An 18,867-nucleotide genomic window follows, 5' to 3' on the forward strand; every position below is an offset into this window, starting at 1 on the left:
GTGAGGATTGCTCTGAATATATTCAAATATACTGCCCATAACGTCTTACCAAAAAATACACTTTTATATTCTTATACCATAATTTAATTCTTTTTCGGAGATGTCTATTAGTTAAATTCTAGCCTAGAAATTTTAGGATTAAAGTAAAAGTAAGGAAGAGATAATGTTAGGGTTTGTATCTTTTCCTTACCTACAAAATAGGCGATCTCACTAAATCTTCACCCCTCTACACTTGGAAAGCCTTCCGTAGGTTGCCAGAGTAGTTTTTTTATTTGCTCCTTTTTAAGGTGTGCATTAAATGCTTTAATAGTCAAAGCTGCCAAAAAAGTCATTTTTGCTGGTCTAAAAATATGTTCCTCTTCACAAATCAACTTATGTAAAACAAAGGTTGGGCTTTGTGGTTCAGGACTACATTCCTTTTTCCAGATACTTTCAAGCTCACCAAAGAATTCCTCTCCATCATCCATAGCTGTATCTAAAATTAAAAGTGCGGCGAAACCTATCGCTGCACTTTTTCTACCTAATTTTTGAGCGGCTTCAAATGCTGGTAATATAACAGATACATGTTTTTCACCATGTAAGGCTATATTTCTTTCGGTATATTTTCTTGTGGCAAGCGTGAATTTATGCCTATTTTCTTCTTCTGTTTCTATCCATGCTTTATGTTGTTTGGCTATCGCTGCAAATAATGGAGCTTTTGGAAGTCCTTTAAGACTCATTAAATCGGTTACACTTCTAGGCTTACCAATATCAATTGTCCCAAAAGCAGAATCATCTTCAATTCCCTTTATAACAATAGTTTTAAAAGATTTTCCACTATTTACACATGCGGTCAAACGATGCTGTCCATCTAATAAACGCCCAGTTTCTGAAAATGCAATACTTTCCCCATTTAACATCCATTCACCACGTTTAATGCTATCGGTTAACATTTTTATGTGATCTTTTTTTAGTGGGCGATTACCGTCATTATTATTGTTTAGAATAGTTTCTGCTAATTCTGGCGTTATTTCAGCAACTCCAGCAACAATATTGCACTCAATAAATTCAATTCCGTCCATTTAAACCTGCCATAAAAAGTAAAAAAGGTTAATAATATCCAGACTATATCAAGAAAAATTATGCCTATCGTCAATATCCAGTATTATACAATTTTTTCGGGATATATACTTAGCTTGGTGACAAATTACAGGCTTTTCCCGGATTTCTCCCTAATAGCCAGAATTTCTATGCGTCACCTCAGTCTAAAATAAAACTTGTAATTATTCAACAAGCGATAGTGAAGCGCTGCTGCAAGCAGTTCGCCAGGGAAAACCCCAATTTGGTTTTATGCCGGGTATTGTGGACTTAAAAAACTTCAGCTTTCCAGATAGATCTGATGATAATCAGCAGTAGCTTAGGGTTTGGTAGCGATATTTGAGACACAAGCTAGGTAATCGCATCTATTTACACGCTTGCAAAGAGTTCCATCAAAAGTTACACTTTTTAAAACATTCTCATTTTTCCTTAGCGATCGCGTCAACGCTCAAACAGAAACCTCCTGAAAGTTCACAAGCCCCACCCAAAAGTCTTATCGGCTTTTGCCTGCTGACAAACCCTCGGCAGTTATACAGGCTTTTCGCAACTCTCAAGGATAAAGCTTTTGTAGCTGATAAGCATTGCTAAACCACAGGCTGATCTGTGGTAAAACTCAAGACTGGCAATAACAAAAAACTCAGAGACTTCTCTAAGAAACGACCGTCTTTTATGAGAACCTCAGTAAGAAAATTGCTTTGTAAACTAACTCATCTAGGAGGATTGTAGTCGATGGGACTACCCTGGTACCGAGTACATACAGTTGTTCTGAACGATCCAGGTCGGCTGATTTCTGTACACTTAATGCACACAGCCCTAGTTGCTGGCTGGGCTGGCTCAATGGCGCTGTACGAACTGGCCACTTACAACCCCAGTGATCCAGTTCTCAACCCCATGTGGCGACAAGGGATGTTCGTTCTCCCCTTCATGTCACGGTTAGGTGTCACCCAATCTTGGGGCGGTTGGAGCGTTACTGGCGCTCAAGCAACTGATCCTGGTTTCTGGTCATTTGAAGGCGTGGCTGCGGCTCACATCGTTCTTTCCGGTCTGTTATTCCTAGCAGCCGTTTGGCACTGGGTTTACTGGGATTTGGAACTTTTTAGAGATCCCCGCACCGGCGAACCTGCACTAGACTTGCCAAAAATGTTTGGCATTCACCTGTTCTTATCTGGTTTACTTTGTTTTGGTTTTGGTGCTTTCCACCTCACTGGACTATTTGGCCCCGGTATGTGGGTTTCTGATGCCTTTGGTGTAACTGGTAGCATCCAGGCAGTAGCACCAGAATGGGGACCAGCCGGGTTTAACCCCTATAACCCCGGTGGCGTTGTGGCACACCACATTGCAGCTGGTGTTGTTGGCATTATTGCTGGTTTATTCCACCTCACAGTTAGACCCCCTGAAAGGCTCTACAAAGCCCTACGGATGGGGAACATTGAAACAGTACTTTCCAGCAGTATCGCAGCGGTGTTCTTTGCCGCTTTCGTCGTGGCTGGTACTATGTGGTACGGTAACGCTACCACCCCTATCGAACTGTTTGGCCCTACCCGTTATCAGTGGGATCAAGGCTACTTCCGTCAAGAAATTGAGCGCCGTGTGCAAACTAGTGTTGGACAAGGTGCAAGCCTTACAGAAGCTTGGTCACAAATCCCCGAAAAACTGGCTTTCTACGATTACGTAGGTAATAGTCCCGCCAAAGGTGGTCTGTTCCGTACAGGGCCAATGGTTAAGGGTGATGGCATTGCTCAATCTTGGCAAGGTCACGCGGTATTCAAAGATTCTGAAGGTCGGGAACTGACAGTCCGTCGTTTACCTAACTTCTTTGAAACCTTCCCAGTAATTCTGACTGATGCTGATGGTGTTATCCGCGCTGATATCCCCTTCCGTCGGGCAGAATCCAAATACAGCTTTGAGCAAACAGGCGTTACTGTTAGCTTCTACGGCGGTGATCTCAATGGCAAAACCTTTACAGATCCTGCTGATGTGAAGAAATATGCCCGTAAGGCTCAAGGCGGCGAAATATTTGAATTTGACCGGGAAACCTTGAACTCAGATGGCGTATTCCGCACATCTCCCAGAGGTTGGTTTACCTTTGGTCACGCTGTATTTGCGCTGCTGTTCTTCTTTGGACACCTGTGGCACGGTTCTCGGACAATCTACCGAGACGTATTTGCTGGTGTGGAAGCAGATCTAGAAGAGCAAGTAGAATGGGGTCTGTTCCAGAAAGTGGGTGACAAATCAACCCGCCGGAAAGAAGCTCTCTAATTCTTGGGGAACTGGGCATTAGGAACTGGGGATATTATCCAACACCTAATCCCAGTCCTTGGTACACTAATATTACTGGCTGGATAAACAGGAACTCGTAATATGGAAAGTGTTGCATACATCTTGATTTTGACTTTGGCAATAGGCGTTCTCTTTTTTGCGATCGCATTCCGCGAACCTCCCCGCTTTGAAAGAAAAGATAAGTAGATTCCTATTACCAGGCTTGTAAAGCAATCTAAAGATTCTATCCGTTGCCGCCTGTTTTAGGTAGCAACGGATAATCTTGCGATTTTCTTTTGCTAAACTTGTGAGGCTACAACTGCCAACTACTGAAAAACTTTTTGATATGTGATATAATTTCCTATCTGGAAGTTGATATGTGTGAACCTAGCTCTTCTGCGCTAGGATAAACAAAGGTGTAAGTGTAAACTTCTTTAAAAAAAGCCCTTACCCGTTGTGGGACAGACAATGGATGCTTGTGGAGGGTAAAGTCATTAGACTCCCCGTGAAGCAAGAATCTGCTTTTCTTAATTAGAAGCAGACTGTCAAATACACATTGTTAATTGTGGCAAAAACTTGACGGAGAACAGAACCAGGAACAAATCAGCATGGTCAATCAGAACTTAACCGCTACAGAAATTGGATTTACTCACGAAGATTTCGCTGCTCTACTCGATAAGTACGATTATCACTTTAGCCCTGGTGATGTTGTGCCAGGTACAGTTTTCAGTATAGAGCCGCGCGGCGCTCTGATTGACATCGGTGCTAAAACAGCAGCATACATACCTATACAGGAAATGTCTATTAACCGGGTGGATAGCCCGGAAGAAGTCTTACAATCAAACGAAACACGGGAATTTTTCATCCTCACTGATGAAAACGAAGATGGTCAGTTAACCCTTTCCATTCGTCGTATTGAATACATGAGGGCATGGGAAAGAGTACGGCAGTTACAAGCAGAAGATGCTACTGTCCGTTCTGGTGTGTTTGCCACTAACCGTGGGGGAGCATTGGTACGAATTGAGGGATTGCGCGGCTTTATCCCCGGCTCCCACATCAGTACCCGCAAACCTAAAGAAGAATTGGTAGGCGAAGAACTACCGTTGAAATTCCTAGAAGTAGACGAAGAACGTAATCGCTTAGTTCTCTCTCATCGTCGGGCGCTAGTTGAGCGCAAGATGAACCGCTTGGAAGTTGGTGAAGTAGTAATTGGTACTGTTCGCGGTATTAAGCCCTACGGTGCATTCATCGACATTGGTGGTGTTAGCGGACTACTCCACATTTCTGAGATTTCCCACGAGCATATTGACACACCTCACAGCGTCTTCAATGTCAATGATGAAGTGAAAGTGATGATCATTGACTTGGATGCAGAAAGAGGACGGATTTCTCTGTCTACCAAACAGTTGGAACCTGAACCCGGTGACATGATTAAGAACCGTGATTTGGTCTATGATAAGGCCGAAGAAATGGCAGCTAAGTATAGGGAACAGATGTTAGCGAAACAGCAAGGTATCACTGCGACACCAGTGGAATCAGTAGAAGCTGTGGAAGTTGCAGAAGCTGTGGAAGCTGTAGAAACTGTGGAAGCAGTAGAAGCTGTGGAAGTTGCAGAAACTGAAGCAGAAATCCCACCAGCAACTGAAACTGATGAAGAGATCCCAGCCGCTATTGAAGAGTAATACATTGTTAGTTGCAGTAACTTGCAACTTAGCGCATCAAATCATTTAATAAAGAGGGATTTTCCCTCTTTTTTTGTGCTAATAGGGGATTAATAACTGATGCCGACTATTAAATGTAGAGAAATCAAGTTTTCTGATATTCAGGCAATTTTATTTGATAAAAATGGGACTTTAGAAGACTCAGAAGCCTATTTGCGATCGCTTGGACAAAGAGGCGCACGAATGATAGACGCGCAAATTCCCGGAATTGGGGAACCTTTATTGATGGCTTTTGGTATTAATAGCGATAAATTAGATCCTGCTGGTTTAATAGCAGTAGCCAGTCGCCGAGAAACAGAAGTCGCCGCAGCTGCATATATTGCCGAAACTGGTCGAGGATGGTTTGAGTCTTTAAAAATCGCCCGTCAAGCTTTGGAAGAAGCTGAACAATACATTGATAGAACTCCTTCACCGCTGTTTGTGGGTAGCTTGGAGGTGCTGAAGTCTTTATCAGCAGCAGGTTTAAAACTTGGCATCCTCTCAGCCGCCACAACTCAAGATGTGTCGAAATTTGTCACCCATCACCAGTTAGGCAATTATCTTCAACTCGAAATGGGAGTTGATGAAGGACCAAGTAAACCAGATCCAGTACTATTTTTGCAAGCTTGCCAAAATTTGGGAGTAGACCCAGGTAAAACACTCATGGTAGGTGATTCCGTCGGTGATATGCAAATGGCGCGGAATGCTCAAGCCGCAGGTTGCATTGGTATTACTTGGATTGGTAATTCAGGTAATGTTCAAGGTGCAGATGTGGTAATTAACCAGCTTGATGAAATCCAGGTTATGGAATTTTGATTTGGCGGCATCTGCACTTTACACATAGACTCCAAATCAAAATTTTAAATTAATTAATTTAAATTTGGAATTGTCAACTCACCGCAGGAGTTGACGATATCAATCATGCTGCCAAATTTTGATAGTATTATCCGCACCACCACTAATTATAGTTTTTCCATCAGGGCTGAAAGCTACACAATAAACAGTTAATGAATGTTCTGAGAGAGTATTGATTAATTCTTTTGTCCCTAGATGCCAAAGCTTAATTGTTTTATCATTACTGCAACTGGCTAAAGTCTTACCATCAGGACTAAAAGCAACACTGGTTACACAATTGGTATGGCCGTAATATGTGTGAATCAGATCTCCTGTCGCCAAATCCCAAAGTTTAATTGTATTATTATCACTACCAGTGGCAAAAATTTTCCCCTCAGGGCTAATTGCTATAGTATTAACAGACTCTTGATTGGTAATGGTAATATCTACCATACCAGTTTTTAGATTCCAGATCTTGATACTTTGATCACAACCACCGCTAATGAGATTTTGACCATCTATACTAAAGACAATTGAGTTAATAGAATTTTCATGTGCGGTGAGAGTATACATTAACTTTTCATTGCTTAAGTCCCATATCTTAACTGTTGAATCTAAACTTCCAGTGGCATAAGTTTTACCATCAGGACTAAAAGCAACTGAAGTTAAACCACCTGAATGCTCAATGAATGTTTTACCTTTAAGGGAATGCCATAGCTTAAATGTTTTGTCATAGCTACCACTCGCAATGGTCTGTCCATCAGGGGAAAAAGTAACGGAGCGAACATAGTTTGAATGCCCAGTTAATGTATGAATTATTTCACCAGTTTCTATATTCCAAACTTTAATGTTGTGATCTGCACTTCCACTAGCAAAGGTTTTGCCATCAGGGTTGACAGCAACAGAAAAAATTTGATCGGAATGCCCATAAAGCGTATTAACACAGCGCCAAAATTTTGGTCTTTCTTTTTGAGAACTGGCTAATACTTTCAATTCATTATTATAAATATTTCTATATGTTTGCCTAATTAATTTTAGCTTTTCCATCATTTTATCAGTCCATATTGAAGGAAAATCTGAACCTAATTTAAATAACTGAGGTTCATAATTAGGGTTGATATTCAAGTAGTACCAATCTGCTAAAAATGCTGCTAATAGCTTATGCAGAATCACAATAGTTTGCCTAATTGCCCGCCAACACTTAGTTTCATCATTTCCTGCTTCTTCTAGTTGTCTTTTGAGTTCTTCCCAGTTCAAAGGTTCAAAAGATAAAGATACTGGCTCTTGTAGTCCCCAAAATCTAACATTAAAGTAAATTTCATGGTCTGTAATATCAGTGTAAATAATTGCTGTGGGTACAGCAGATAAAATCGTTTCCAACTGCTTGACTTCAGCATCGAAAACTGAGCGCTCAAAATATTTACCATAAAATTCTACAGGGCAGAAATCACTACCAAGGGGATAATAATTCTCTAAAAATAATTTTAATTGATTGCGGATTTCTTTTTTGAGACTATCACGGAATGATATGGGAAAGTCATCGCTAATATCTGGTGGAGGAACTAACATCAATAAACGTGGTTTCTTTTGTTCATCTACAAAAATTCTTTGTGCTTCATCACGACTTAAGACACCCGGCCACTTCTGCTGGTCAAAAATTCCCTGAATTTCTTTTTGTTTAAGTGCGATTTCATTAGCAGTTGTTTCTCGGCTCAAATCTAGATATAAGATGCTTAACTTACTTCTATCTTCTATTTCTTCTTGCTTAATTTGCTGCAACCTTTCCTCTTTTCCATCTCCATCTGCTGGAATTTGTAAATTTGTCTCAGTACGTATTTTTTGAATTTGTAAGAATTCTTTTTTTCTGGCTTCTCGACGATTGTAATAGTCTATTTCTGCCTGAAGCACTCGCTGATCTTGTCTAACTTCCTGAACTTTGGCAGGTAAATTAATGATATTTTCCTGAAAAAGAGTTTGGTTAATAAACGCTGAGATAATGCGGTTAGTGGTATGAGTAACAAAACCGACAGCAGCACCAACAGTATCAAATGCCATAGAATCTTTAAGCTGACTATTTACTATTTTTGTCAACTTCATTATGTCAATTTTATTTGTTGATGTTATCAGTGTATAGATTATGGTATTGGTATTAAATCTGTTTAATGACCCAATATCAAATATTTCACCCCTAATATAGTGTCCGGTTTACTGTTTATCATTAAGCAAGCGCGCGGAGAGTTTTTTGATCTGCAATTAACCGGACTTAATATAATCAGCTCTTGTGCAGATGGTTTATGCCATGGGGTAGATAGAGATAATGGAGCAGGTAAAAAGGGAGACAATTTTTCACTACTGTAACTTAAACCCTGCTCCTAGATTTGTGGTTGAAGTTCTTTTAAATCGAATAATAAATAGGGAATGACTTAGCGTCTTTGGGTTTGACATACACACGCTCTTGTGGTTCTAATTTCAACTCATCAAAGCGATCACGTGTTAAATGTGCTGTCACCATTTGCCCATCATCTAACGCTAATTCTACTTGAATTTCCCAACCCAGATGAATCACACGGTTAACTTTAGCAGGTGCAGTTGTACCGTTAGCGACCTTTTCCACGATCACATCTTGCGGACGCAAAAATACTTCTGGGTTGACAGAATCGAAACCACTGCTTTGGAAAATTTTGGAAGAACTTGGTAATACGTTCACAGGGCCAATAAAACTCATCACAAAGGCTGACGCAGGATGGTCGTAAATTTGCGCTGGAGTCCCTACCTGTTCAACTTTTCCTTTATTCATCACTACGATTTCATCTGCCACTTCCATTGCTTCTTCTTGGTCGTGGGTAACGAAAACCGTGGTGACATGAACTTCATCATGGAGACGACGCAACCAAGCGCGTAAATCTTTACGGACTTTGGCATCTAATGCGCCAAATGGTTCATCTAGTAATAATACATTCGGTTCTACAGCCAATGCTCTAGCTAAGGCTACCCGTTGTCTTTGACCACCAGAAAGCTGAGAGGGATAGCGATCGCCTAATCCACTCAATTGTACCAATTCTAATAACTGCTCTACTCTTCCCTTAATCTTCTTTGGCGGTGCTTTGCGAATTTCTAAGCCAAAAGCGATATTTTGTCGCACAGTCAAATGCTTAAATAGAGCATAGTGCTGAAATACAAAGCCAATATTTCGTTCTTGCACACTTTGATATGTTGCATCCTTCCCAGTCAGTAATATTTTGCCACTATCGGGCATTTCTAAACCGGATATTAACCGCAGTAAAGTAGATTTCCCAGACCCAGATGGACCTAGTAAAGCAACCAGTGAACCACTGTTAATTTCTAGACTTACCTGATCAACCGCTTGGAAACTGCCAAATCGCTTAGAGACATTCTCAACTACTATGCCCACTGGTTATACACCTCTATGATTAATCTACGGCTTGCAGCTAGGATTACCGTGTTTTTATTTATATCATAAAACACTTGCTTTTGGATGAATTGAATTACAAAGATTGACTTGTATCAATATGTACGTAGCACACTCAGATTAGAATTGTGTTGAGGGAAGTAAACTGTGAGGATCTTGGGGATTGAAGACGTTCCATAACTTGTTTCCCGAAGACTCACTGAGATTCATTCAAAGATCACGGCTTGTTTTCAAGGAAGGAAAATGGAGAGAGGTGACAGACAAAGGTGAAGAACGCACTGCATCAGGAGTCTATAATTTTGTTGTTGATTTACAAGGAATCATTTTTATTCGTAAAGCCAGTGCTAGAATTTTAGGCTACCCAGAACCTATTGGTCATGTAGATTTAGCAATGGGAAAAGATGTAAAATACGCTGGTCAGATATACTTTTCAGGACGCAATAAGAGAGGAATTCTCCGCAATTGGAATAATGCATCAGGACATTATAAACCTCAAGCTGAGTTTATGGCAAACTCAGGTTTGCCAGGAGAACTTTTTGAGTCATGTCTGTTAAGATGATATTTAGTGATATTGCATGGAAGTTACGTCGGATCACAAACATCGTAATTCAGATATTAATGGGAAAGAGAGCATGACTAGCCGAGTTATTGCTGATCATGATTTTGAAAACCATAAAGCTTTGCAAGATAGGCTAATGAGTTTACCAGAGGAAGCTAGGTTTGATGATATAAGCGTCATTTTAGATAAAAGTTCTCTCATCGGTCTAAAGTTGGCTAATGCCGTACTCAAGAACAAAACATATTTTGAAATTTTGCTTGAACGAGGACTAGAGACAGCTAATGCTAGTAGCATAGAACTTTGGCTAAAATATTTACTCCCGCGTCTTGGCTACCGCCGTGTTATCGACATCTTATCTGACAAATTAAATTCAGAACACCCCCAGCAAGTAGCTAAAGCTTCATACTGGTTGCCAAAATTTTTACCAAAAGGTAATGAGCGGGCTGAAATATTGCTGAAAGAGTTTTTGATTAAGGAGAAGCAGATGTTAGGTGGAGAGTACAAAGCTGTTAAACCTTCAGGACAAGTTTACAAGTTAATTTTGAAAATCAAGAAAACAGGTGAATATGCTGTTTTTGGTGGATATCCATTGGGTACTCGTGGTTCTAAAATAATTGTAGAAATTCTGAATCCAGATGACCTGTATCCAACTGGTGGAATTAGGCAAGTATCACCTGGTGATATAGAGATTCTTGATCCTCAACCTTATAATGATTAATCAGGACGAGCCAAATTCACTATCCACAACCACCACAATCGAGAAAACTACAATCAGCACCGCTACAATCTAAGGAACTGCAATCAGTAGCACCACATTCTAGAGAACTACAATCAGGAGCTATATTCAATATTTCTGGACAGTCGCAACTTATTTCAGCACAATTAATTCCTAAATCCACAACATCAAGACTATCTTGACAAGATGATTTAGGAGCAATCGGCTGAGATTTCTTTTTTCGCTGATTTTCATCTGTGGTTGGTGGTTCTAGTTCCTCAGCTTGGGATTTGAGAATTATATTTGCTTGCTGACAACTTTGAAATCTGACACGAGATTTGGCAAATCCAGCTTTTAACCCTTCCTGAGCAATTATCCGCTTGATGTACCCAGAGCAAGACTCACCACCATACAAGACTCGGTGAGCGCACACAAAGCCTTTATAAGGGGAAATATGTTGTTGATATCCAGTAATTGCAGAAACACCAACTTTTCTACCAAAAGAGTCCCACAAAGAAACTTGCATATTTTGTCAGATGTGTATGAAATAGTTAATTCTTCTAGTTACCATCGACTAATATCTAGTCATAAATCCTAATGACCGTTTTTAACCTCAGTTTTTATGTCGAAATGTTAAAGAATATTGCATTTATCTCAAAACCTTAAGGGAAAGCGCCAAAACAACCAAAAGTCCGTGATAGGATTTTCTGGGTAAATGTGAAGATTGGGAGAAAACCTTTGACACTACGGGTTGCGGTTGTTGGTTCAGGCCCAGCTGGTTCATCTGCCGCTGAGACACTGGCAAAAGCTGGAATTGAAACTTACTTAATTGAGCGCAAGCTCGATAACGCCAAACCATGTGGGGGAGCCATTCCTCTGTGTATGGTGAGCGAATTTGACCTACCACCAGAGATTATCGACCGTCGAGTGCGGAAGATGAAAATGATTTCGCCTTCAAATCGTGAGGTTGATATCAATCTGATAAATGAAGATGAATATATAGGAATGTGCCGTCGGGAAGTTTTGGATGGCTTCTTACGCGATCGCGCGGCCAAATTAGGCGCAATTTTAATTAATGCCACAGTTCATAAACTTGATATACCCACAAATAACACTGATCCCTATACCATTCATTATGTTGATCATACAGAAGGTGGGGCGCAGGGGATTGCCAAAACCCTAAAAGTGGATTTAGTGATCGGGGCTGATGGAGCGAATTCCCGCATTGCTAAAGAAATGGATGCAGGGGATTATAATTATGCGATCGCTTTCCAAGAACGCATTCGTCTACCCCAAGACAAAATGGACTACTACAACGACCTCGCCGAAATGTATGTTGGCGATGACGTTTCTACCGACTTCTACGCTTGGGTATTCCCCAAATATGACCACGTAGCAGTAGGTACTGGCACAATGCACGTCAACAAAGCCAGCATCAAAAACCTGCAAGCTGGTATTCGCGCCCGTGCTTCTGAGAAATTAGCCGGCGGTAAAATCATCAAAGTAGAAGCGCATCCCATCCCCGAACATCCTCGTCCTCGTCGCGTTGTTGGACGCATAGCTTTGGTGGGAGATGCCGCTGGTTATGTTACCAAATCCTCTGGTGAAGGTATTTATTTTGCCGCTAAATCTGGGCGGATGTGTGCAGAAACCATTGTCGAAGCTTCCAACAGTGGTGCGCGGATTCCCACAGAAGGCGACCTCAAGATTTATCTGAAGCGTTGGGATAAGAAATACGGACTCACCTACAAAGTTCTGGACATTCTCCAAAGCGTGTTCTATCGTTCCGACGCTACCCGTGAAGCATTTGTAGAAATGTGTGGTGACATGGATGTACAGAAACTAACATTCGATAGTTATTTGTATAAAACAGTGGTTCCAGCTAACCCCATCACTCAACTGAAAATTACTGCCAAAACCATTGGTAGCTTAATTCGGGGTAACGCTCTGGCTCCCTAACCTTCTTTCAAGACAGCAAGATCGAGATAACGCTCCCCTGCTGCCTTGATGATAAGTCTTGAACCGGACATGATATAGGTCAGTGTTGATTGCTCAAAGACTTGAAGCAACTAGGTTTATACTCAGCACGGGGTAACTGCCCCCAAGAAAGCTAATAGCACTTTGTAATATTACCCATCTTCGCAAGCGAGGGTGGGTATTTTAGCTTAAACAGCAGAAGCCCCACGGCTCACTCTTAGGAGCGTGGGATGAATGCGAGGTAAAAACGAAACATTGTTTTTATTAATTTTCTGCGTCGCAGGAATAAGTAAAAACAATAGTTAAGTTTTTACCAAAGTATTTATTTTTTCTCAGGCAGGCTATCTATCAATTCTTCTATTACTTGTGTCATGGTCTTATCCTTGTTTACGGCGTATTGACGCAATTTATCCAGTCTGCGGTCACTCAATTTTATGTGTAAATCTTTTTTCATAATATGTACACAACGTGGATAGAGTTATGTTAACATAATTCAAGGAGGCAAAATAAATGAGAATTTCATACCAGTACAAAATTAAGCCAACAAAAGAGCAAGCAGAAAAAATTGACAGAACACTAGAAATGTTGCGATATCAATACAATTATTTGCTTGCTCAACGGTTTAATTGGTATGAACAGTGCCGTTCTCCTATTGATAGATGTTCTATCTTTGTTTGCCATTTGCCAGAACTCAAAAATAAACCGAATTATTACAGTCAAAAAGCATCATTAGCTCAACTAAAAAAAAGACCGTCCCTGGTACAAAGAGATACATTCTCAAGTGTTGCAAGAAGTCCCTAAAAAAGTTGAATTAGCTTTTGATAGATGGCTAAAAGGTGATAGCAACGGTAAAAAATCTGGTAGACCTAGATTTAAAAGTGCGGGGCAATACAAAACATTTACTTTTCCTCAATTTAAGCAACATCACTTTATTAACAACAAAATTACGCTATCAAAAAAAAATAGGTGACATTAAAGTAATTGTTCATCGTCAAATACCCGATAGGTTTGATATTAAAACTGTGTCTGTCACAAAAAAGCAGACGGGTATTATGTAACTCTAAGTCTTGACGATAAAACAGTTCCAACAATTAAACCTGATTTTAATGCTAATAATATTGTTGGTATTGATGTAGGTTTAATTGATTTTATTGTCACCTCAGATGATGAAAGAATTGCAGCACCTAAGTTTTTGCGTAAAGCTGAACGTAAATTAAAGTCAGCACAACGTCGTGTTTCTCGCAGAAAAAAGGGTTCTAATCGTCGTAAAAAAGCTATTAAAAAACTTGGTATTCAACACAAGAAAGTATCAGATACCCGCAAAGATTTTCATTTCAAAACAGCAAATAATCTCCTAAAAAAGTACGATGTAGTAGCTGTTGAAAAGCTGAATATTAAAGGACTTGCTAAATCAAGATTGGCTAAAAGCGTAAACGATGCTGGATGGGGACAGTTTATAGAAATACTTTCAAACAAAGCCGTTCGCGGAGCGTGCCGAAGGCATAAATGCTGGTTTGAAAGTGATAGCTGTAAATCCAAATAGCACGAGCCAAGAATGTTCTAGTTGCGGTCACAAAGTTAAAAAGCCGCTATCTCAAAGAATGCACAATTGTCCTGTATGTCATGCGAGTTTGTGCAGGGATTTGAACGCCGCTATCAATATCAAGAACCGTGGGACACACGGTCTTAAAGCTCAGTCAATGTCCGGATTAGGAGTCGCTGAGAAGCCCACACTCACCTGTATCCCTTACGGGACCGCAAGGCATAAGGGAGTGTGTGGAGTATGTCACTAACAACCAAAATGGGTAGGTTCCCAAAAATCCGCATATCATACAAAGGTACAAATTTGTCACGTATAAAATAAGTTTCATAGAAAATTTATCAACGTCTTTTATGCCTACATCCTCAGAAAGATGATAAATCCTTTAATCACAGTACTTATACCACGCAGATACACTTAATCGGGAAATTGCTAGTAAAAGTTAAATTTATTTTTTTAGTGAAAATACCGAGGAAATATTTCCGTAAAGGGGTTTTATCTGTCACTATTGAGTAAGATTAGTGTAAGACTGACGTTATTGACCAAATAACTATACAGCAATCTCCGTATAGAGGAGATATGTATAGTTCCATAAATTTCATATTCTGCTAGTTTTTTCGGAGTCGCCAAATGACTCAGTGCCGAGCTACCCAAACTTTGCCAATGACAAACATCCCTACCTTGGTCGAACTACTACGCTGGCGTGCCACTCATGAGATGGACAAGCTTGCCTATATGTTTCTCATCGACGGAAAAACAGAAGGAGCCAAGTTAACCTATGGAGAACTTGACCGTCAAGCCCGTGCCATAGGCGCACTATTGCAGCAACATAATGCCAAAGGCGAGCGGGCTTTATTGCTTTATCCTCAGGGATTGGATGTCATAGCGGCTTTCTTGGGTAGTCTTTATGGTGGTGTAATAGCCATACCAGTACCACCACCCGATGCAGGAAGACTAAAGCGAGCATTGCCTCGGTTACGGGCAATCGTCAAAGATGCAAATGCTGCCTTTGCCCTAACCACGAAGCGCTTTTTAACAATTCTGCAAGAAGCAGAATTAGATTTTCCAGAATTTCAGGAAATAAATTGGATAGTCACGGAAGACATTGATTTAGAACTGGCAGACCAGTGGCAAAATCCCCAAGTTAGCCCAGATACACTGGCATATCTGCAATACACATCCGGATCTACCTCCACACCCAAAGGAGTGATGATCAGCCACCACAACATCATGCACCACTGCGCCTACCTTCAAAAAGCCTGTGGCTATGATGCACAAAGTGTTTCCATTACCTGGATGCCTTATTTCCACGATTACGGGCTGGTAGAAGGATTGACTGTGCCACTATACAATGGTCATCCTTGCTACGTCATGTCCCCCCTAGCCTTCATCAAACAGCCGGTTCGCTGGCTCAAGGCGATCTCGCGCTATCGGGGTACTCACAGTCAGGCTCCCAACTTTGCCTATGAGCAGTGCGTTGGGCGTGTTAACGACATACAACTGGATAGCCTCGATCTTAGCAGTTGGGTAGCCGCAGGTAACGCCGCAGAACCAATCAATCCTAGGGTATTAGAAGAGTTCTTTGAAAAGTTTGCCAATTGTGGATTCCGGTGGGAAACCTTCGCGCCCGCTTATGGATTGGCAGAAAATACACTCCTAGTATCAACAAGTCCCAGAGGACAAACACCTGTACTCTGCCTGGTAAAAACATCGGAAATTGAGAAAAACAAAATTGTCGAAGCCACAGCTTGGGGAGAAGGAGTGCGGGCTATTCCTGGATGTGGTCAGCTGGTATGTGATACCAAAGTAGCGATTGTTAATCCCGACACCCTCACCCGTTGCCAACCCGATGAAGTCGGAGAGGTTTGGGTATCTGACCCCAGCGTGGCAGACGGTTATTGGCATCGCCCCGAAGAAAGTGAAAGTACCTTTCGCGCCCGTACAGTCGATACCAACGAAGGTCCATTCCTACGGACAGGCGACCTGGGTTTTATGAAAAATGGTGAATTATTCATCACAGGACGGATTAAAGACTTGATCATTATCCGGGGTACTAACCACTATCCTCAAGACCTAGAGTGGACAGTGCAGCAAATTCATCCTTGCCTCCGTCCCGACTATGGTGCAGCCTTTTCTATTGATGTAGATGCCGTTGAGCGACTGGTGATAGTACAGGAAGTAAAACGCAATCCCGAAGAGTTTAAACCAGAAGAGGTAATTAGCAGCATTCAGCAAGCGATCGCAGAAATTCACGAACTTCAAGTCTACGCTGTTGTTCTAGCCAAGCCTGGTAATGTCCTCAAGACATCCAGTGGCAAGATTCAGCGTCGCGCTTGTAAAGCCAGTTTCCTCGCAGGTGAATTGGGCGTGATAGCAGACTGGAGCGAAAACCCTAAGTTTAGCGCCAGTTACCAACAATTATCACAGGAAGTCGATTCCTTGCTGGATCAAGTGCAAGTTACCCACTAAGGAGAAAACCATGCAGCCACTCAAGCAATTTTGGGTCGCCGAAGCACTAGAACGGGATTTAGGCGACCCAGGCAACCCAGACAATATCATGTCATTCAAACAGGTAATAGACCTGGATGAAAAGGAAGAGTTTCCTCACGAAATTATCAACTGGCTTTACAACTGGAAACTTCAGCATTATTACATCCCGACAGAGTGCGGTGGTGAATTCACTACTTTTGATGAATTCATCTCCTTTGTGCGGGTGCTTTCACGGCGTGACCAAACAGCCGCAATCGCCTTCACCACCATGTTCTGGTCATACCTAGTATGGATGGCAGGAACCGACGAGCAAAAACACACTTTGGCAACCTTTATGAAAGATGCCAACGGTGCGATGTGCCTAGCTTATTCAGAAAAAGCTCATGGCAGCGATTTGCTCGCTGGTGATATGCAAGCCACGAAAGTTCCAGGAGGCTACATCCTCAATGGGGAGAAATGGCCAATTAATCGTGCCACCATTTCTGGAGTCGCTTTCGTATTAGCCAGAACCGACGAGGAAGGTGGAGCGAGAAGCCTTTCCCTGTTCATGGTAGAAAAGAGCAAAATTGACCCAGCCAACTATAGCAACCTCCCCAAAATCCTGACTCATGGGGTGCGTGGTTCGGATATGAGTGGTATCCGCTTTGATAACTGCTTCATCCCCGAATCCATGAGATTGGGAGCAGAAGGACTAGGACTAGAACTAGCACTTAAAGGCTTCCAAATTACCAGAGCTTTATGTGCAGCCTTTTCCCAAGGTGCGGCAGATACAGCATTGCGTACCACCCTCAAATTTGCCCTCGAACGCAAATTATATGGCAAAACAGTTTTCGATATGCCCCAACCCAAACGCACCCTCACAGATGCGTTTCTGGATATTCTCATTTGTGACTGTGCCACTATTGGAGTTGGTCGTGGATTTAACACCATGCCAGAGCAAATTAGCGTCTGGTCAGCAGTAGTAAAATACTTTGTCACCACCACCTTAGAAACAACGGTGCAGAATGTCTCTGTCGTTTTAGGCTCACGCTTTTATATGCGGGAAGCCCACGAATGGGGAATTTTCCAAAAAGTTTTACGAGATAACGCCATCATCAGTATGTTTGATGGCAGCACCGTGGTCAATCTCCATGCCCTGCTGCTGCAACTACGTCAGTTAGCCAAATCTCGCGCCAGAAATGCTGGACGCAATCTCGACACACTGCAAACACGTCTAGCTACCACTTTTGACCTGACACAGCCTTTACCCACCTTTGAGGGCAAAAAACTGGAACTGGTAAACCGAGGTGGCGATGATGTCCTGCAAGGCTTAGACCTAGCATTGACATCTCTGCAAGACCTGAAGGCGGACTCTAACCTCGACCCAGATATTCTGTACCAAATCATTACTTTCACGGCCATGGTGCGGGAAGAGCTAAATGCTTTTGATGAACAGGTCACAGCTTCCACCTTCCAGTTTGGTCATGAGCAATCGCCAGAAGTATTCGACATGGCGAAACAATACTGCGTCATGCACGTAGCGGCGGCTTGTGTGCATACGTGGCTTCATAACCGCAATCATCTGGGAGACTTCTTTGCTAACGGGGAGTGGTTAGCACTTAGCTTGCGTAAGCTAATGCTGACATTTCGTCCTGCGAAAGCATTACCTGGACGAATCGATGACGGGGCTGTTACCCAAGAATTGATTCGATTGTATAGCGAAGATCGGATGTTTTCCATCTTTCCATTCCAACTTGCAAAATCTGAACAACAAGAGGCTACTACTGATGCAACTCCAAAACTCCAACTCCATGCCTAATACCATCACTGCTGTTGATACCATCCAAGGATGGTTGGTTAACCAAATTGCCAAACAATTGGGCATCAATGCTCAAACCATCAAAGTTACTGAACCTTTGACTCGCTATGGTTTAGACTCTATCGACTCGGTAACAATCGTTGGTGATATGGAAGATTGGCTAGATGCAGAACTTCCTTCTACCTTACTGTGGGACTATCCCACCATTGAAAAAGCAGCTAATTACTTGGTTAGCGAACTGAGTGTATTGCCTTCGGAAACCGTCGCTGCCCAGCCTGTAGCCGCTACCAGTAAACCTAAAGAAGAAGCTACCCAAGGCAAAGGCTGGGGTGGTCTTTGGAACAAAATCAGTGGTAGCTGATGTAGGGAACTCTTAACAGGGAATAGGAAGTAATTATCAATTACCCATTCCCCATTCCCCATTCCCAATACTCTAAATTTCACGCATTTCATAGACCGGAGGAAGGGTGAATTGAATTTTTCGGAGT

The 18,867-nt window shown here is 41.8% G+C and carries 15 protein-coding genes and 1 pseudogene; 11 read left to right on the forward strand and 5 right to left on the reverse strand.

Annotated features, from left to right (window positions below):
* Positions 1-218 precede the first annotated feature (218 nt).
* A complete protein-coding gene (locus H6G68_RS19295) occupies positions 219-1,061 on the reverse strand; it encodes a hypothetical protein (protein WP_190908087.1) in 843 nt (280 codons plus the stop codon).
* A gap of 745 nt (positions 1,062-1,806) precedes the next feature.
* Here H6G68_RS19295 and psbB point away from each other — a divergent pair.
* From psbB to H6G68_RS19315, 4 genes are all read left to right on the forward strand, one after another.
* Positions 1,807-3,336, forward strand: a complete 1,530-nt coding sequence (psbB, locus tag H6G68_RS19300; protein WP_190908088.1) for a photosystem II chlorophyll-binding protein CP47 — start codon at positions 1,807-1,809, stop codon at positions 3,334-3,336.
* A gap of 102 nt (positions 3,337-3,438) precedes the next feature.
* Positions 3,439-3,543 (forward strand): photosystem II reaction center protein T, encoded by a 105-nt coding sequence (locus H6G68_RS19305; RefSeq protein WP_084776914.1) that lies wholly within the window; start codon positions 3,439-3,441, stop codon positions 3,541-3,543.
* Positions 3,544-3,944: 401 nt separating this feature from the next.
* On the forward strand, positions 3,945-5,018 hold the full coding sequence (locus tag H6G68_RS19310) for a 30S ribosomal protein S1 (RefSeq protein WP_190908089.1): 1,074 nt from the start codon (positions 3,945-3,947) through the stop codon (positions 5,016-5,018).
* Between the two features lie 99 nt (positions 5,019-5,117).
* The gene (locus H6G68_RS19315) at positions 5,118-5,852 is read left to right on the forward strand and encodes an HAD family hydrolase (protein ID WP_190908090.1); all 735 of its coding nucleotides are present in this window, start codon (positions 5,118-5,120) and stop codon (positions 5,850-5,852) included.
* Between the two features lie 99 nt (positions 5,853-5,951).
* On the opposite strand, the gene H6G68_RS19320 is transcribed toward H6G68_RS19315, so the two are convergent.
* Together H6G68_RS19320 and H6G68_RS19325 are read right to left on the reverse strand one after the other, a co-directional pair.
* Positions 5,952-7,967 carry a WD40 repeat domain-containing protein gene (locus tag H6G68_RS19320; RefSeq protein ID WP_242045324.1) on the reverse strand — a complete coding sequence of 672 codons (2,016 nt, stop codon included), beginning with the start codon at positions 7,965-7,967 and terminating at the stop codon, positions 5,952-5,954.
* A gap of 298 nt (positions 7,968-8,265) precedes the next feature.
* Positions 8,266-9,282: a TOBE-like domain-containing protein gene (locus H6G68_RS19325; protein WP_190908091.1), complete on the reverse strand. Its 1,017-nt coding sequence runs from the start codon at positions 9,280-9,282 to the stop codon at positions 8,266-8,268.
* Between the two features lie 271 nt (positions 9,283-9,553).
* On the opposite strand from H6G68_RS19325, the gene H6G68_RS19330 reads away from it, so the two are divergent.
* Together H6G68_RS19330 and H6G68_RS19335 are read left to right on the forward strand one after the other, a co-directional pair.
* Entirely contained in the window at positions 9,554-9,859 is a 306-nt protein-coding gene (locus H6G68_RS19330) for a hypothetical protein (protein WP_190908092.1), read from the forward strand.
* A 73-nt stretch (positions 9,860-9,932) separates the two neighbouring features.
* Positions 9,933-10,577 (forward strand): hypothetical protein, encoded by a 645-nt coding sequence (locus H6G68_RS19335; protein WP_190908093.1) that lies wholly within the window; start codon positions 9,933-9,935, stop codon positions 10,575-10,577.
* A gap of 19 nt (positions 10,578-10,596) precedes the next feature.
* Here the strand turns inward: H6G68_RS19335 and yidD are convergent, their stop codons facing one another.
* Positions 10,597-11,100 (reverse strand): membrane protein insertion efficiency factor YidD, encoded by a 504-nt coding sequence (yidD, locus tag H6G68_RS19340; RefSeq protein WP_190908094.1) that lies wholly within the window; start codon positions 11,098-11,100, stop codon positions 10,597-10,599.
* Positions 11,101-11,312: 212 nt separating this feature from the next.
* On the opposite strand from yidD, the gene chlP reads away from it, so the two are divergent.
* Complete coding sequence (gene chlP / locus H6G68_RS19345) at positions 11,313-12,533, forward strand: geranylgeranyl reductase (RefSeq protein ID WP_190908095.1); 1,221 nt, start codon at positions 11,313-11,315, stop codon at positions 12,531-12,533.
* A gap of 340 nt (positions 12,534-12,873) precedes the next feature.
* Here the strand turns inward: chlP and H6G68_RS27680 are convergent, their stop codons facing one another.
* Complete coding sequence (locus tag H6G68_RS27680) at positions 12,874-13,005, reverse strand: hypothetical protein (protein WP_277925544.1); 132 nt, start codon at positions 13,003-13,005, stop codon at positions 12,874-12,876.
* A gap of 56 nt (positions 13,006-13,061) precedes the next feature.
* Here H6G68_RS27680 and H6G68_RS19350 point away from each other — a divergent pair.
* From H6G68_RS19350 to H6G68_RS19365, 4 genes and pseudogenes are all read left to right on the forward strand, one after another.
* A pseudogene (locus tag H6G68_RS19350) lies at positions 13,062-14,344 on the forward strand (RNA-guided endonuclease InsQ/TnpB family protein).
* 377 nt (positions 14,345-14,721) lie between these two features.
* Entirely contained in the window at positions 14,722-16,560 is a 1,839-nt protein-coding gene (locus tag H6G68_RS19355) for a fatty acyl-AMP ligase (protein WP_242045325.1), read from the forward strand.
* A 10-nt stretch (positions 16,561-16,570) separates the two neighbouring features.
* A complete protein-coding gene (locus tag H6G68_RS19360; RefSeq protein WP_190908096.1) occupies positions 16,571-18,379 on the forward strand; it encodes an acyl-CoA dehydrogenase family protein in 1,809 nt (602 codons plus the stop codon).
* Positions 18,348-18,740, forward strand: a complete 393-nt coding sequence (locus H6G68_RS19365; protein ID WP_190908097.1) for an acyl carrier protein — start codon at positions 18,348-18,350, stop codon at positions 18,738-18,740. Before H6G68_RS19360 ends, H6G68_RS19365 begins: the two co-directional genes overlap by 32 nt.
* Positions 18,741-18,867 lie beyond the last annotated feature (127 nt).

It is taken from the genome of Anabaena catenula FACHB-362 (assembly GCF_014698735.1).
Taxonomy (GTDB): Bacteria; Cyanobacteriota; Cyanobacteriia; order Cyanobacteriales; family Nostocaceae; genus Anabaena; species Anabaena variabilis_A.

Bases quoted from the DNA above. Each gene is read 5' to 3' on its own strand.
- H6G68_RS19315 (WP_190908090.1), top strand. From the start codon at position 5,118: ATGCCGACTATTAAATGTAGAGAAATCAAGTTTTCTGATATTCAGGCA.
- H6G68_RS19360 (WP_190908096.1), top strand. From the start codon at position 16,571: ATGCAGCCACTCAAGCAATTTTGGGTCGCCGAAGCACTAGAACGGGAT.
- yidD (WP_190908094.1), bottom strand. From the start codon at position 11,100: ATGCAAGTTTCTTTGTGGGACTCTTTTGGTAGAAAAGTTGGTGTTTCT.
- H6G68_RS19355 (WP_242045325.1), top strand. From the start codon at position 14,722: ATGACTCAGTGCCGAGCTACCCAAACTTTGCCAATGACAAACATCCCT.
- H6G68_RS19335 (WP_190908093.1), top strand. From the start codon at position 9,933: ATGACTAGCCGAGTTATTGCTGATCATGATTTTGAAAACCATAAAGCT.
- H6G68_RS19305 (WP_084776914.1), top strand. From the start codon at position 3,439: ATGGAAAGTGTTGCATACATCTTGATTTTGACTTTGGCAATAGGCGTT.
- H6G68_RS27680 (WP_277925544.1), bottom strand. From the start codon at position 13,005: ATGAAAAAAGATTTACACATAAAATTGAGTGACCGCAGACTGGATAAA.
- H6G68_RS19310 (WP_190908089.1), top strand. From the start codon at position 3,945: ATGGTCAATCAGAACTTAACCGCTACAGAAATTGGATTTACTCACGAA.
- H6G68_RS19365 (WP_190908097.1), top strand. From the start codon at position 18,348: ATGCAACTCCAAAACTCCAACTCCATGCCTAATACCATCACTGCTGTT.
- H6G68_RS19295 (WP_190908087.1), bottom strand. From the start codon at position 1,061: ATGGACGGAATTGAATTTATTGAGTGCAATATTGTTGCTGGAGTTGCT.
- psbB (WP_190908088.1), top strand. From the start codon at position 1,807: ATGGGACTACCCTGGTACCGAGTACATACAGTTGTTCTGAACGATCCA.
- H6G68_RS19320 (WP_242045324.1), bottom strand. From the start codon at position 7,967: ATGAAGTTGACAAAAATAGTAAATAGTCAGCTTAAAGATTCTATGGCA.